Origin of the sequence: Curtobacterium sp. USHLN213 (genome assembly GCF_037144815.1) — a bacterium.
Taxonomy (GTDB): Bacteria; Actinomycetota; Actinomycetes; order Actinomycetales; family Microbacteriaceae; genus Curtobacterium.
Genome location: NZ_JBBCYQ010000002.1, coordinates 49,436 through 63,250, shown reverse-complemented (window position 1 = coordinate 63,250; position 13,815 = coordinate 49,436). Strand labels below are relative to the sequence as shown.

The window sequence follows — 13,815 nt, the reverse complement described above, 5'->3', positions numbered from 1 at the left end:
CGTCAGCGCAGTGTTCGGCTGTTGCGCTTACCGCAGCAGGAGATTGGGCTGCAGCAGGTACCGGTATCCGTCCGCGGCCGGGGCCTCTTGCGAGGTCTGGCCGGTGATGAGCACCGGGCCCGGCTTGTTGGGGTTCTCCGTCTTGGTGAAGGAGATCCGGACGAACTCGGAGTGCACCGCGTTCAACCCGTCCAGGAGGAAGGCGGGCTTCAGCGAGACCACCGTTTCCTCACCGGTCAGCAACGCACTGATCGACTCTGACGCCTGCGCTTGTTCGGAACCGATCGCTTCGAGCGTGAGCCCGTCGACCGTGAAGGAGAACCGGAGGGCGGCTTCGCGCTCCAGGACGAGGGAGACCCGTCGGACCGCCTCGACCAGTTCCGCGGTGTTGATCACCGCGTGGTCCTGGACGGTCTCGGGGAAGAGCCGGCGGACCGGCGGGTAGTTGCCCTTGATGAGCAGCGACGTGACGGTCTTGTCGTCCGCGTGGAACGCGATGAGTTCGCGGTCGGACGAGCCGCTGATCGACACCGAGACGGTGGACGCCGAGCCGAACGTGCGGCCCACCTCTTGCAGGGTGCGGGCCGGGACGAGCGCGTGCAGCGGGTCCGACCCGACGCGGCCGGAGTCCCACGCGATGGTGCGGACGGCGACGCGGTAGCGGTCCGTGGCGATGAGCGACAGGTCGTTGTCGCCGACCTCGAGCTGGACGCCGGTGATCACGGGGGTGACGTCGTCGCGGCTGGCGGCGACGGCGACCTGGGACACGGCTTCGGAGAAGGCGTCGCCGGGGATCACGCCGGTCTGCTCGCCGATCTCGGGGAGCGTCGGGTACTCCTCGACCGGCATGGACAGCAGCGTGAAGTGCGCCGAACCGCAGGTGACCGAGATCTTCGAGTCCTCGGTGGTGAAGGTGACCGGGGCGTTCGGCAGGCGGCTCGCGATGTCGTTGAGGAGCCGGCCGGAGACGAGCACCGTGCCGGGGTCGTCGATCTGCGCGGCGATGGACGTCTGCGCCGAGACCTCGTAGTCGAACGACGAGAGCGTGAGTCGATCGCCGTCGGCGTGGATGAGGACGCCCGAGAGGATCGGGAGGGTCGTGCGCTGTGGGAGGAGCTTCACCGCGAAGGAGACGGCTTCGGAGAAGACGTCCCGGTTGACCTCGAACTTCACAGCTGGAACCCCTGTCGATCGGTTGGACTGTCCGGCCGCCCCATTGTGGCACAGCCCGGCGAGGCCCGGATTTCTTGTCATCCCGCCGTCCACAAGGTTGGCCCGCTGAGATCAATCGTTAACCAGGAGTAATGGTGTTAACGCCTGTGCACACTGTGGATAACCCTGTTAACACCGCTTGTCCACAGGGAACTACACACGTGTGAGTTGTGAGTGGTGTGTGGGGGGTGTCTGGATGAATGAATCTCATCTATCCACTTCCATCCCCAGTCTCCACAGGTGGCCCCTCCGCTGTGAACAACCGACCGGCGTGTCCTCCACAGTTATCCACAGGCTTTCCACACTGTGTGAAGTCCGGCGCATGGAACCGTCTCAGATGGTGGATGCGCGCGGAAGCAGGCCGATCTGACGGTCGTCGGCCGCGCCTCCAGGGCCGTACCAGATGTGCGCAGCGCGACGCAACGCGACGTGCGTCAGCGGTAGCGGCGGTCCTGCTTGATGCGGCTGGTCAGCTCCGTGACCTGGTTGTAGATCGAGCGACGCTCCTTCATGAGCTCCGCGATCTTCTTGTTGGCGTACATGACCGTGGTGTGGTCCCGGTTGCCGAAGAGCTGTCCGATCTTCGGCAGCGACAGGCTCGTCATCTCACGGCAGAGGTACATCGCGATCTGCCGTGCCGTGGCGATCGCCTGCGAGCGGGAGGACCCGTAGAGGTCGTCGACGGAGAGCTTGAAGTACTCCGCGGTGTGGTTGATGATGTCCGTCGGCGCGATCACGTTGTCGTCGTCGAGTGTGATGAGGTCCTTGAGGACCGTCTGCACCAGGGCCATGTCGACGGCCGTCCGGTTGAGGCTCGCGAACGCCGTGACCCGGATCAGGGTGCCCTCGAGTTCGCGGATGTTGCTCGACACCTTCGACGCGATGAACTCGAGGATGTCGTCGGGCACCTGCAGGTGGTCGGACTGCGCCTTCTTGCGGAGGATCGCGATGCGGGTCTCGAGGTCCGGCGCCTGGACGTCGGTGATGAGGCCCCACTCGAAGCGGGAGCGCATCCGGTCCTCGAACCCGGTCAGGTGCTTCGGCGCGACGTCCGACGTGATGACGACCTGCTTGTTGTGGTCGTGCAGCGTGTTGAAGGTGTGGAAGAACGCCTCTTGCGTGGAGTCCTTGCCCTGCAGGAACTGGATGTCGTCGATCAGCAGGATGTCGATGTCGCGGTACCGCTGCTGGAACTGGTTCGACCGGTTGTTCGCGATCGAGTTGATGAAGTCGTTCGTGAACTCCTCGCTGGACACGTACCGCACCCGGATCCCCGGGTAGAGGCTCTCGGCGTAGTGGCCGATCGCGTGCAGGAGGTGGGTCTTGCCGAGGCCCGAGTCGCCGTAGATGAAGAGCGGGTTGTAGGCCTTCGCCGGCGCCTCGGCCACCGCGACCGCCGCCGCGTGGGCGAAGCGGTTCGACGAGCCGATGACGAAGTTGTCGAAGTTGTACTTGGGGTTGAGCCGGGACTCGGGGCGACCGCTGGTCCCCGGGGAGTCGATCTGGCTCGGGACGAACGGTGCCTCGATGTACTGACGGGGGGCCGCACTCTGCTCGACGGCTTCCTGCACCGGCTCGGCGTACTCGGGGACGTTGCTCGTGACCTGCGTGTCGACCCGCGGCTCGGACGCCATGTCCGGGTTCACCGTGATGGCGAAGTTCGCGACCGTGTCGTCACCGATGCGGGAGACGGCCTCGGTGATCGGGATGCGGATCCGCTGCTCGAGCATGCCGCGGGTGAGGTCGTTCGGCACCTCGAGGTAGAGGGTGCCGGCGAGCACGCCCTTCGGCTCGACCAGGTTGAGGAAGCCGTGCAGCTGCGGGGTGATGCGGTCGTCCTCCGAGAGGAGTCCGAGGACGGATGACCAGAGGTCCTCGACGGGGTCGGCCGGCATCGTCATGTCGCGCTCGTCTCCTGATGTCGTGTCGTGCTCGTCGCTGGTGCTCGTCTGCACTGGGTGTCCACCGCCGCCGGACGGACCGGCGCAGCGTCGACCGCCGGAACGTTCCTGGCGAGTCGTCGTGAGTCCGGGTGGCATCGTCGACGGCCCGGACGCGTGTCGTCCCGCATGGTGGTCCACAGGGTTGTCCACAGTCTTGTCCACGACCGGCGCGAGCCGCACGACGAGGAGAATCCCCCGTCGTACCGGGCCGCTGGCCGGTCGATCACCCCACTGTAAAGGACTCGAGCGCGTCGTACCGAACGCACGTTTTCCCCAATGTGGATAATGAACGTGCGCACCGCTCCCGCGGTCGGGTCGACGACGGCGTTTGACCTGCTCGCCCCTGTCACGTACCGTTAACCAGTTGACTGCGGCCGTTCGGTCGCGCCCATCTGCGTCGTTCGGCACCGAGCGACTACACATACGTGACGGCTCGCCGCGAGCAGCCGTGTGGAGAACATCATGAGCAAGCGCACCTTCCAGCCGAACAACCGCCGCCGCGCCAAGAAGCACGGCTTCCGCGCCCGCATGCGCACCCGTGCCGGCCGCGCCATCCTGGCCGCACGTCGCGCCAAGGGCCGCACCGAGCTCAGCGCCTGATCAGGCTCCCCGCCTGATCTCGTCCTCCGGTACCGACTCGTGTTGGCCCGCGCCAACCGGATCGTCCGAGGTGACGACTTCCGGTCCGTCGTGCGTCGTGGTCGCAGAAGCGCCACGGCGCACGCCGTCGTATCGGTGGTTCGTCGTACCTCGGACGACCCGTCGAGCGGTACCGGTCCGAGCCGGTTCGGGTTCATCGTCGCGAAGACGGTGGGCAACGCCGTGACCCGGAACCTGGTCAGGCGTCGCCTCAAGGCGATCGCGCACGGACTGCTCGCCGACATCCCCGTCGGCTACGACGTGGTGGTCCGCGCACTGCCAGCCGCTGCGCAGGCCGGATGGCCTACCCTGCTCGAAGACGTCTCGCGCTCCTGTGCGCGTGGTGTGGAGAAGGCAGCATGAACCGCAACCTGTGGACCCGGCTCGCCTGGGCCGTCGCGTTGCTCCCGCGCAACGTGTGCGTCATCGTGCTGCGCGCTTACCGTGCCGTGATCTCACCGCTCTACGGCAACGTCTGTCGGTACCACCCCTCGTGCTCCCGGTACGCGCTCGAGGCGATCCAGCAGTACGGCGTCGTCCGCGGATCCGCCATGGGTGCATGGCGCATCGCACGGTGCAACCCCTGGGCAGCCGGGGGCATCGACGACGTCCGTGCACGGCGTCGCCCCTACGACGTCAACCGGTTCGGGTTCGTGCTCGCACCGACCCAGCCGCAGCCGCAGCCCACGGGTGGTTCCACCCTGCCGGTCCTGCTCCCCCAGCGCACTCGAAAGGCGTGACAGTCCCCATGGACCTCGGATTCATCGGAACGATCCTCTGGCCGCTCAAGTGGGTGGTCTCGGCCATCCTCGTGGGCTTCCACTGGATCTTCGAGAGCATCGGCATGGACCCCGGAGCCGGCATCACCTGGGTGCTCTCCATCATCTTCCTGACCTTCGTGGTGCGCGCCGCGCTCATCCCGATCTTCGTGCGCCAGATCAAGTCGCAGCGCCGAATGCTCGAGGTGGCGCCGCAGCTCAAGAAGATCCAAGAGAAGTACAAGGGCAAGAAGGACCAGTTCTCGCGTGAGGCCATGAGCCGCGAGACCATGGCGCTGTACAAGGAGACCGGGACGAACCCCCTGAGCTCCTGCCTGCCGCTGCTGATCCAGATGCCGATCTTCTTCTCGCTGTACTCGGTGCTGCACGAGGCGCAGATCAACAAGACGGGCATCGGCCTGCTCACGAACGACCTCGCCGCGTCGTTCGGCAACGCATCGCTCTTCGGCGCTCCCCTGCACGAGACGTTCACGAACGCCTCCGGCTGGGAGGTCCGGGTCATCGCCGGCGTCATGATCGTCGTGATGACCGCCTCGCAGTTCATCACCCAGCTGCAGCTCGTCGCGAAGAACATGTCGCCGGAGACCAAGGAGTCTCCGATGTACCGCCAGCAGAAGATGATGCTGTACATCCTCCCGCTGGTCTTCGTCATCTCCGGTCTGTCGTTCCCCCTCGGCGTCATGTTCTACTGGCTCGCCTCGAACGTCTGGACGATGGCGCAGCAGTACTTCGTCATCCGCAGCATGCCGACCCCCGGTTCCGAGGCCGCACTCGCTCGTGAGGCACGTCTCGCGAAGAAGGCGCAGCGTCGCGGTGCGGCCACCCCGGTCCTCGCCGAGGCTGGCGCCGGGGCCGGTGCCGCCGAGATCGAGGCCGTCCGCGTGACGACCCAGCGGCAGCAGCCGGTCGGCAAGAACCGTGCCAAGAAGAACGGGAAGAAGTAAGTGACCGAGCAGGACACCGCGGACGCCGTGGACACCACCGTCGACACCTCGACCTCGACCGCGACCGTCGACGACGACGCCCGCGACGAAGCCGACATTGCGGCGGACTACATCGAGGAACTCCTCGACATCTGCGACCTCGACGGCGACATCGAGATCGAGGAGCGTGCGGGCCGCGTGTACCTGTCCGTCACGGACGAGGGCGACGCGCTCCGCGTGCTGTCGAAGCCGGACACCGTCTCGGCCCTGCAGGAGCTCACGCGCATCGCCGTCCAGGCGGAGACCGGCGAGTTCAGCAGGCTGATCCTCGACGTCGGCGGCTCGCGCGATGCCCGTGCGTCCGAACTGCAGCGGCTCGTCGACACCGCCATCGAGCGCATCGAGGCGGGCTCGACCACGGCTGCACTCCCCGCGATGTCGTCGTACGAGCGCAAGCTGGTCCACGACCTGGTTGCCGAGAAGGGCTTCCACTCGGAGTCCGAGGGTGAGGGTCGGGACCGCCACACGGTCGTCACCCGATGACCGAGACCGCGCCTCCCGTCCTCGAGACGGAGCCGGCGGCTGCCGCGACGCTCTTCGGCGATCGCCTCGACCTGGCGCGTTCCTTCACGAACGAGCTTGCCCGACGCGGAGAGGAGCTCGGCCTGATCGGCCCCCTCGAGCTGCCGCGCTTATGGACGCGACACATCCTCAATTCTGCGGTGCTCGCTCCACTCCTGGAGGAACGGGGCCGGGTCGCGGACGTCGGTTCCGGTGCTGGACTCCCCGGCTTGGTGCTCGCGATCGCCCGGCCGGACGTGCACCTCACGCTCATCGAACCGATGGAACGGCGAGTGGATTGGCTGACGTCAGAGGCCTCGCGCCTCGGCCTCGACAACGTCGAGGTCGTCCGTGCCCGTGCTGAGGACGTCGCCGACGACATCGTGGTCGACCAGGTGACTGCGCGGGCCGTCAGCGCGTTGTCGAAGCTGATCCCCCTGACCGTGCCCCTGGTTCGATCCGGTGGCCAGCTCATCCTCATGAAGGGCGCCCGCGTCGAGGACGAGATGGAGAAGGCCCGAAAGGTCATCCTCCGGAAGCGTCTCGCTGATGTCGAGGTGCTCGAGCTCGGAGTCGGTGTGGTCGAGGAGACCACGCGCGTCTTCCGGGCTACAGTTGACTGACGCTGCGGCTCGGGCCGGTTCGACCGGCCACCAGTGGCTCCGCGTTCCACGTGAAACACCGAACCGGGGAAGAGGCACTCGTTGAGTTCATCGACCGATTACGACGCGTCGACACCGCTCGCCCGTGAGATCGCTGATCTGAACCGTCGTCGCCGTGCGATCGCGACGCAGCAGTTCCCGCTGCCGCCGAAGACGCGTGTCTTCACGGTGTCGAACCAGAAGGGTGGCGTCGGCAAGACCACCACCACGGTCAACCTTGCCGCTGCGTTGGCGCACGGCGGAGCACGCGTGCTGGTGATCGACCTCGACCCGCAGGGCAACGCGTCCACGGCGCTCGGCGTCAACCACCAGGCCGAGGTCCCGAGCATCTACGACGTGATCGTCGACGAGGCACCGATCGCCGACACGGTCCAGCGCTCCCCCGAGTCGGACACGCTCTGGTGCGTACCGGCCACGATCCACCTCGCCGGCGCCGAGATCGAACTGGTGTCGCTCGTCGCTCGCGAACAGCGCCTGCGGACCGCGCTGGACCAGTACCTCGAGTCGCTGGACGAGCCGTACCACTACGTCTTCATCGACTGCCCGCCGTCGCTCGGGCTGCTCACGATCAACGCCTTCGTCGCAGCGCGCGAGGTCCTCATCCCGATCCAGTGCGAGTACTACGCGCTCGAAGGGTTGAGTCAGCTGCTCCGGAACATCGAGCTCATCGAGCGGCACCTGAACCCGAACCTCGCCGTGTCGACCATCCTCCTGACGATGTACGACAGCCGGACGAACCTCTCCAACCAGGTCGCTGCAGACGTTCGGGAGCACTTCGGCGAGCAGGTGCTCGAGGCCGTGATCCCCCGATCCGTCCGCGTCAGCGAAGCCCCGAGCTACGGGCAGAGCGTCGTTGCGTACGACGTCAACTCAACCGGCTCGCTCTCCTACCTGGAGGCGGCAGCCGAGATCGCAGCACGAGGAGCGCAGCACTGATGGCACCGAAGCGAACTGGACTCGGACGGGGCATCGGAGCCCTCATCCCGACGGCGTCGGAGCAGCAGGACCGTCCCGTCGACGTGTTCTTCCCGACCGGCGGATCGCCGGCGTCCGCGCCGCTCGTTGACGGTGCGACCGCGGAGGAGCTCGTCGCGGTTCCCGGCGCGCGTCTGGCGAACCTGAACCCCCTCGACGTCGTGCCGAACGCGCAGCAGCCGCGCAAGGAGTTCCGCGAAGAGGAACTGCAGGAACTCGTCCACTCGATTCGTGAGATCGGTGTCCTGCAGCCCATCGTCGTGCGCCCGATCGCCGGCGCCGCTGGGACCGAGCCGCAGTACGAGCTGATCATGGGTGAGCGCCGACTTCGGGCCACCAAGGAGCTCGGGCTGAGCACCATCCCGGCCATCGTCAAGGACACTCCCGACGATGCGATGCTCCGTGATGCCCTGCTTGAGAATCTCCATCGCGCGAACCTCAACCCGCTCGAAGAGGCATCGGCGTACCAGCAGCTCCTTGCGGACTTCGGGATCACGCAGGAGCAGCTCGCCCAGCGGATCGGCCGTTCGCGTCCGCAGATCACCAACACGATCCGACTGCTGCGCCTCCCCTCCCCCGTTCAGCGGCGTGTGGCAGCGGGCGTGCTCTCGGCTGGACACGCACGTGCGATCCTCGCTGCGCCTGATGCCGAGGCCATGGAGTACCTCGCCGAGAAGATCGTCAACGAGGACCTGTCCGTCCGGGCCGCCGAGTCGATCGCGCAGCAGCTCGCGGCGAAGACGCCGGTGAAGCCCAAGGCGGAGCCGTCCAAGCGGCAGGTGCACTTCAACGACCTGGCGGAGCGGCTCGGGGATCGGTTGAACACGCGGGTCAAGATCGCTGTCGGGGCGCGGAAGAGCTCGGTGACGATCGACTTCGCGAACGGGGATGACCTCAACCGGATCCTCGGGGAGCTCGGTATCGAGGACGTCGCGGGCTGACGTTCGGCCGTCTCCTGCCGCGGGGTCTCTCTACGGCGCTGTGCGGCCGCCTGCCGACTAGACGGCGTCGCCGGGTCCGTGGGTCTGACGGTGGGTCTACTGGGCCCTGAGTGAGCCTGCTGTGGCCTCTCGGGTACCCCATTGTTCGGGGCCTGATCGTGCAGGCAGCGTTTCACGTGGAACATCGAGTCGAAGCGCCGAGGGTGGTTCGTGTCGTCCAGCAGGCGCCGTTCTGGCCGATCGCGGCGCCGTGCTTGCGCCCTCCGGAGTCGTCAGACCGAGCGATCTCGCCCCTGCACCGAGCGGCCAGGAGCGGCCAGGAGCGGCCAGGCGTCGATACCGGTGGCTCGCGTGTCCCCGTCGCGGCGATCATCCGGGCCAGGCACTCGCGGTGGGGCTGTGGAGCGGCTGCCGCGCGCCTCGAATCCGACCTCGAGCCGAGCTGCACGTTTGTACGCTTATGGGTGGCGGGAGACATTGAGACGGGATGTCGGATGTCCCGCAAGATACGAGGCGGAGTTGGTCCCCGGGGTTCCTTGTCGGCATTGGCGCGATCCGTGATGGGCAGGGCGCTCGGGCCGGACCGCTCCCCCGTTGGACGATGAGCTGCGAATGATCTCCTCGGCGCTTGGCATGGAGCCCTGGTCCTTGAGTCGCTGCGAAAGGCTCCAGTTCGAGGGCGATGAGATGGGTGCGGGCCAACCGGAGGAACCGTGCCCATCATGCGTCACGGCCGTGAGCAGGGATCCGCACCCGTCCCGGCATGCATGGAAATGAGGGCTGTGGCTCCGGGCTGGCTCACTCTGCCCGCGACCCTCGGGCGGCGAGTGAGGATCGCGGAGAGGTCGAGGCCGGCGTCTTGCGCGCGGGCTTGGGCGAATGTTCCCCGTGGAACGGGTGGATCAGGCCGGAGGGCTCACGTGGAACACGGCACGGAGCTTCCACAGCCCCACGGCAGCGAACACCGGCTTCAGCAGGCTCATCTCGCCGAACCGATAGTCATCGGCAGCCACGAGCCGCCCAGCGAGCTCCGGTCGCTGACGCCCAGCGATCCGAGCCCGCCACCGATTCACGACGTTGATCCGACGGCCCCGATTGCCGAACCCCAGGACGACGACGAGCCCAGTAGAGCCCTTCGTCGGTCGTGGAAGCCGTCCAGCCCGACGTGCGGCCCGGCAGTGCACGGCTTCGCCTGCGGCCAGTGTCACGAGGCCCAAGGCCGCGAGGACGACGGCAAGGGATGTTCCACGTGGAACGTGTCGGCACCCCACGATCGCGGTGTCAGGCCCGGTGGTCGCTGATCGCCTGCTCCGCGAGCTCGGCGTAGGTCCATCCCAGGTCGAAGCCCGACGCGGACAACGCCTGCGGCACGAGAGAGGTCTCGGTGAGCCCGGGGAGGACGTTCGCCTCGAGGAACCAGGGCGTCCCAGCGGCGTCGACGATGAGGTCGACGCGCGAGATGTGTCGCAGACCGAGGGCCTCGTGGGCTGCCACGGCGGCGGCGGACGCAGCAGCCGCGAACTCCTCGGACAGGCGGGCCGGCGTGTAGAAGGTGGTCTCGCCGGCGTTGTACCGCGCCTCGAACCCGTAGATACCGCTGCGCGGGACGATCTCGACGGCGGAGAGCGCCACCGGACCGTCGCCGGTGTCGATGATGCCGACCGCGACCTCGGTCCCACGGATGAGCTGCTCGACCACGACGTCGTCGCAGTACGTGTACGCGGTGACCATCGCGCGCGGCAGGTCGTTCACGTCGTCGACGAGGGTGACGCCCTGGGCGCTGCCGCCTCGGGCAGGCTTGACGGCGAGTGGGACCGGGTGTTCGACAGCGATGCTCTCGAGGACGCCGACCGCGCCGAGCTCCCGGAAGACATCGTGCGAGAGCGTGACCGAGCGAGGGGTCCGGACTCCCGCCCGCGCGACCAGCGCCGAAGCGGTGGGCTTGTCCCATGCCAGCCGGGCCGACGTCGAACGTGAGCCGACGAACGGGATGTCCAGCGCCTCCAGGATGCCCCGCAGGGCGCCGTCCTCACCGGAGGCGCCGTGCAGAGCCGGCCACACGACGTCCGGGCGGCTCTCCCGCAGGGTCGGCAGCAACGATGCGTCTGCGTCGCGGAGGTCCACCTGCCAGCCGTACCCGGTCAGGGAGTCGGCCACACGGCGACCGGAGCGCAGGGAGACGTCACGCTCGTGCGAGATCCCTCCCGCGACGACGACGACGTGACGGCGGGTGAGCTCGGCCATGCGGATGGACCTCCGGTACTGCAGGTGGAACGGTGAAAAAGGCTGATCAGGAGATGTTCGGCGGCGGAGCGCTGACCGACGATGCGGGTCGGACGACCGCGTTGGGCCGCGTCGCGGACCCGAAGGTCTCGACCAGCTCGAGCTCGTCGTTGACGACGTTCGCGAGCCGCTTCACGCCGATGCGGATCTGCTCCGGCGTCGGGTAGCAGAACGACAGGCGGATGTGACCGCCCCCGCGTCCGTCGGCGTAGAAGGCCGTCCCCGGGGTGTAGGCGACGAGCTCCTTGACCGCCCGCGGCAGCATCCCCTTGGAGTCGAGCGACTCGGGCAGGGTCAGCCACACGAAGAAGCCACCGTTCGGCTTCGTCCAGGACAGGTCCGGCAGGAACTCCCCCAGCGCGGACAGCATGGCGTCACGACGTTCGGCGTAGAGGCCCCGGAAGGTGTCGACCTGACCCTTCCAGTCCGCGGCGTCGAGGTAGGCGTTCACCACGTACTGGCCGAAGGAGTTCGGCGCGAGGACGGCCGACTCGTTGGCGAGGACGAGCTTCTCGCGGATGGCGTGGGGTGCGAGGGCCCAGCCGACGCGGAAGCCCGGCGCGAGCGTCTTGGAGAACGAGCCGAGGTAGACCACGCCCTCTTCGTCGATCGATCGGATCGCTTGCGGCGCCGGCTCATCGAACCAGAGGAGGCCGTACGGGTTGTCCTCGAGCACGAGGATGTTGTTCGACCGGCAGATGTCGAGGATCTCGATGCGACGCTCGCGGCTGAGCGTCACACCTGCGGGGTTGTGGAAGTTCGGGATCGTGTAGAGGAACTTGATCCGCTTGCCCTGGGTCCGCAGGTTCGCGATCGCTTCGCGCAGCGCTTCGGGGACGAGACCGTTCTCGTCGGTGGTGACGTGCACGGTCTCGGCCTGGTACGACCGGAAGACCCCGATCGCGCCGACGTAGGACGGCGATTCGGCGAGCACGACGTCACCCGGGTCGATGAAGAGTCGGGTGACGAGGTCCAGCGCGTGCTGCGACCCGGTGGTGACGACGACGTCCTCGGCGCTGGCACGGATGCCCTCGAGGCTCATCACGTCGACGATGTGCTCGCGCAGGGACCGCAGGCCCTGTCCCCCGCCGTACTGGAGCGCCATGGCGGCGTCCTCGGCCATCACACGGTCGAGGGAGCCCGTGACGAGCTCACGCGGCAGCGCGGAGACGTACGGCATGCCGCCGGCGAGCGAGACCACCTCGGGCCGCGACGCGACGGCGAACAGGGCTCGGACCTCGGAGGCGCTCAGCCCGGCGGTGCGCTGGGCGTAGGAGTCGTACCAGGGGTCGAGGCTGTTGCCGTTCGTCATCTTGGCTCCGTTCCAGCGGGACCTGCCCGCCACTCACATTCCCGCCACACTACGACATCGACCCCGGAAACCCGGGCCCCGCGACGGGGCCGATCCTGAACCAGTGGCCCGGGAACGCGAGCGGCCCCGCACCCGGTGGGGTGCGGGGCCGCTCGGTGGGGCAGGTGCCTACGCGAGGAACTCTGCGAGGTCGGCCTCGAGCGCCGGCTTCGGCTTCGCGCCGATGACGGTCTTGACGACCTCGCCGCCCTTGAAGACCTTCATCGCCGGGATCGACGTGATCTGGTAGTTCATGGCCGACTGGGGGTTGTCGTCCACGTTGAGCTTCACGATCTCGATCTTGCCGGCGTGCTCTTCGGCGATCTGGTCGAGGATCGGCGAGACCGCGCGACACGGGCCGCACCACTCGGCCCAGAAGTCGACGAGGATCGTCTTGTCGGACTTGAGGACCTCGTCCGAGAAGGTGGCGTCGGTGACTGCCTTGGCGTTGGACATGTGTGCTCCTTCGAGAAGTCGATCAGTGGGTGCAACGCCCGGGGCGCTGCGGTATTCCGTGGATCAGGCGTGGGCGGCTTCGACGTCGACCGTGACGGGCGACTCCGGCGTGACGCCCTCGGCGGGGCCGGTCAGCGCGTCGTCGAGCTCGGCGAGGTACTTCTCCGCGTCGAGCGCCGCGACGGTGCCGGAGCCGGCAGCCGTGATCGCCTGGCGGTAGGTCGGGTCGATGACGTCACCGGCGGCGAACACGCCGGGCAGGTTCGTCTTCGAGGAGCGACCCTGGACCGCGATCGTGCCCTCGGGGGCGATGTCGATCTGGCCGTGGATCAGGTGCGTGCGCGGGTCGTTGCCGATCGCGATGAAGAGGCCGTCGAGGGCCAGCTCGCTCTCGGTGCCGTCCACCGTGTCGCGCAGCGTGACGCCGGTCACCGCGGAGTCACCCGTGATGCCGGTGACCTCCTTGTTCCACGCGAACTCGATCTTCGGGTCGTTCATCGCCCGGTCCTGCATGATCTTCGACGCGCGCAGGGTGTCCTTGCGGTGGATGACCGTCACCTTGTCGGCGAAGCGGGTGAGGAACGTCGCCTCTTCCATCGCGGAGTCGCCACCCCCGACGACGGCGATGTTCTTCTGGCGGAAGAAGAAGCCGTCGCAGGTCGCGCACCAGCTGACGCCGTGGCCGGACAGTCGCTCTTCGTCGGCGAGGCCGAGGTGGCGGTACGCCGAACCGGTCGCGTAGATGACCGCGAGGGCCTCGTACGTCTCGCCGGAGCCGACCGTGACCTTCTTGACGTCACCGGTGAGGTCGACCGACACGGCGTCGTCGTACAGGACCTCGGCGCCGAACTTCTCGGCCTGTTCCTGCATCTTGATCATGAGGTCCGGGCCCTGGATCCCCTCGGGGAAGCCCGGGAAGTTCTCGACCTCGGTCGTCTTCGTGAGCTCGCCGCCGGTCTCGACGCTGGAGGCGACGATCAGGGGCTTGAGCTCCGCGCGTGCCGCGTAGATGCCGGCGGTGAACCCGGCCGGGCCGGAACCGATGATGATGAGCTGGCGCATGCCTCGCTGCCCTTCCGTAGATAGCTGA

The 13,815-nt window shown here is 67.6% G+C and carries 14 protein-coding genes; 8 read left to right on the top strand and 6 right to left on the bottom strand.

Translation table 11 applies throughout. From position 1 onward, the window contains the following. Positions 1-27: 27 nt before the first annotated feature. Complete coding sequence (dnaN, locus tag WFH25_RS02845; RefSeq protein WP_070417468.1) at positions 28-1,173, bottom strand: DNA polymerase III subunit beta; 1,146 nt, start codon at positions 1,171-1,173, stop codon at positions 28-30. Positions 1,174-1,646: 473 nt separating this feature from the next. Beyond that, on the bottom strand, positions 1,647-3,113 hold the full coding sequence (dnaA, locus tag WFH25_RS02840; protein WP_070419317.1) for a chromosomal replication initiator protein DnaA: 1,467 nt from the start codon (positions 3,111-3,113) through the stop codon (positions 1,647-1,649). Between the two features lie 504 nt (positions 3,114-3,617). On the opposite strand from dnaA, the gene rpmH reads away from it, so the two are divergent. From rpmH to WFH25_RS02800, 8 genes are all read left to right on the top strand, one after another. Then, on the top strand, positions 3,618-3,755 hold the full coding sequence (gene rpmH, locus WFH25_RS02835; protein WP_058724833.1) for a 50S ribosomal protein L34: 138 nt from the start codon (positions 3,618-3,620) through the stop codon (positions 3,753-3,755). Positions 3,756-3,794: 39 nt separating this feature from the next. Beyond that, positions 3,795-4,157, top strand: a complete 363-nt coding sequence (gene rnpA, locus WFH25_RS02830) for a ribonuclease P protein component (protein WP_336696743.1) — start codon at positions 3,795-3,797, stop codon at positions 4,155-4,157. Then, positions 4,154-4,534 (top strand): membrane protein insertion efficiency factor YidD, encoded by a 381-nt coding sequence (gene yidD / locus WFH25_RS02825; protein ID WP_071294227.1) that lies wholly within the window; start codon positions 4,154-4,156, stop codon positions 4,532-4,534. Before rnpA ends, yidD begins: the two co-directional genes overlap by 4 nt. An 8-nt stretch (positions 4,535-4,542) precedes the next feature. Beyond that, positions 4,543-5,517, top strand: a complete 975-nt coding sequence (yidC, locus tag WFH25_RS02820; RefSeq protein WP_070417471.1) for a membrane protein insertase YidC — start codon at positions 4,543-4,545, stop codon at positions 5,515-5,517. After that, on the top strand, positions 5,518-6,039 hold the full coding sequence (locus WFH25_RS02815; protein ID WP_442892395.1) for a Jag family protein: 522 nt from the start codon (positions 5,518-5,520) through the stop codon (positions 6,037-6,039). Further along, positions 6,036-6,680, top strand: coding sequence for a 16S rRNA (guanine(527)-N(7))-methyltransferase RsmG (gene rsmG, locus WFH25_RS02810; RefSeq protein WP_092385580.1), 645 nt, complete (start codon positions 6,036-6,038; stop codon positions 6,678-6,680). The genes WFH25_RS02815 and rsmG overlap by 4 nt, the downstream gene beginning before the upstream one ends. An 81-nt stretch (positions 6,681-6,761) precedes the next feature. Continuing rightward, positions 6,762-7,655, top strand: coding sequence for a ParA family protein (locus WFH25_RS02805; RefSeq protein ID WP_071294225.1), 894 nt, complete (start codon positions 6,762-6,764; stop codon positions 7,653-7,655). Beyond that, positions 7,655-8,635, top strand: coding sequence for a ParB/RepB/Spo0J family partition protein (locus tag WFH25_RS02800; protein WP_092385578.1), 981 nt, complete (start codon positions 7,655-7,657; stop codon positions 8,633-8,635). The genes WFH25_RS02805 and WFH25_RS02800 overlap by 1 nt, the downstream gene beginning before the upstream one ends. A 1,281-nt stretch (positions 8,636-9,916) precedes the next feature. Here WFH25_RS02800 and WFH25_RS02795 read toward each other — a convergent pair. From WFH25_RS02795 to trxB, 4 genes are all read right to left on the bottom strand, one after another. Beyond that, on the bottom strand, positions 9,917-10,879 hold the full coding sequence (locus WFH25_RS02795) for a D-alanine--D-alanine ligase family protein (RefSeq protein ID WP_336696742.1): 963 nt from the start codon (positions 10,877-10,879) through the stop codon (positions 9,917-9,919). Positions 10,880-10,925: 46 nt separating this feature from the next. After that, on the bottom strand, positions 10,926-12,230 hold the full coding sequence (locus WFH25_RS02790; protein ID WP_261645871.1) for an aminotransferase-like domain-containing protein: 1,305 nt from the start codon (positions 12,228-12,230) through the stop codon (positions 10,926-10,928). A gap of 168 nt (positions 12,231-12,398) precedes the next feature. Then, positions 12,399-12,725, bottom strand: coding sequence for a thioredoxin (gene trxA / locus WFH25_RS02785; protein WP_017887828.1), 327 nt, complete (start codon positions 12,723-12,725; stop codon positions 12,399-12,401). A gap of 63 nt (positions 12,726-12,788) precedes the next feature. Beyond that, positions 12,789-13,787: a thioredoxin-disulfide reductase gene (gene trxB, locus WFH25_RS02780; RefSeq protein ID WP_070417477.1), complete on the bottom strand. Its 999-nt coding sequence runs from the start codon at positions 13,785-13,787 to the stop codon at positions 12,789-12,791. Between the last annotated feature and the right edge of the window lie 28 nt (positions 13,788-13,815).

What these genes read in the sequence shown, in the direction of transcription:
- dnaA (WP_070419317.1), bottom strand. Translation starts at nt 3,113, where the DNA reads ATGACGATGCCGGCCGACCCCGTCGAGGACCTCTGGTCATCCGTCCTC.
- rpmH (WP_058724833.1), top strand. Translation starts at nt 3,618, where the DNA reads ATGAGCAAGCGCACCTTCCAGCCGAACAACCGCCGCCGCGCCAAGAAG.
- yidD (WP_071294227.1), top strand. Translation starts at nt 4,154, where the DNA reads ATGAACCGCAACCTGTGGACCCGGCTCGCCTGGGCCGTCGCGTTGCTC.
- yidC (WP_070417471.1), top strand. Translation starts at nt 4,543, where the DNA reads ATGGACCTCGGATTCATCGGAACGATCCTCTGGCCGCTCAAGTGGGTG.
- rsmG (WP_092385580.1), top strand. Translation starts at nt 6,036, where the DNA reads ATGACCGAGACCGCGCCTCCCGTCCTCGAGACGGAGCCGGCGGCTGCC.
- WFH25_RS02800 (WP_092385578.1), top strand. Translation starts at nt 7,655, where the DNA reads ATGGCACCGAAGCGAACTGGACTCGGACGGGGCATCGGAGCCCTCATC.
- WFH25_RS02795 (WP_336696742.1), bottom strand. Translation starts at nt 10,879, where the DNA reads ATGGCCGAGCTCACCCGCCGTCACGTCGTCGTCGTCGCGGGAGGGATC.
- WFH25_RS02790 (WP_261645871.1), bottom strand. Translation starts at nt 12,230, where the DNA reads ATGACGAACGGCAACAGCCTCGACCCCTGGTACGACTCCTACGCCCAG.
- trxA (WP_017887828.1), bottom strand. Translation starts at nt 12,725, where the DNA reads ATGTCCAACGCCAAGGCAGTCACCGACGCCACCTTCTCGGACGAGGTC.
- trxB (WP_070417477.1), bottom strand. Translation starts at nt 13,787, where the DNA reads ATGCGCCAGCTCATCATCATCGGTTCCGGCCCGGCCGGGTTCACCGCC.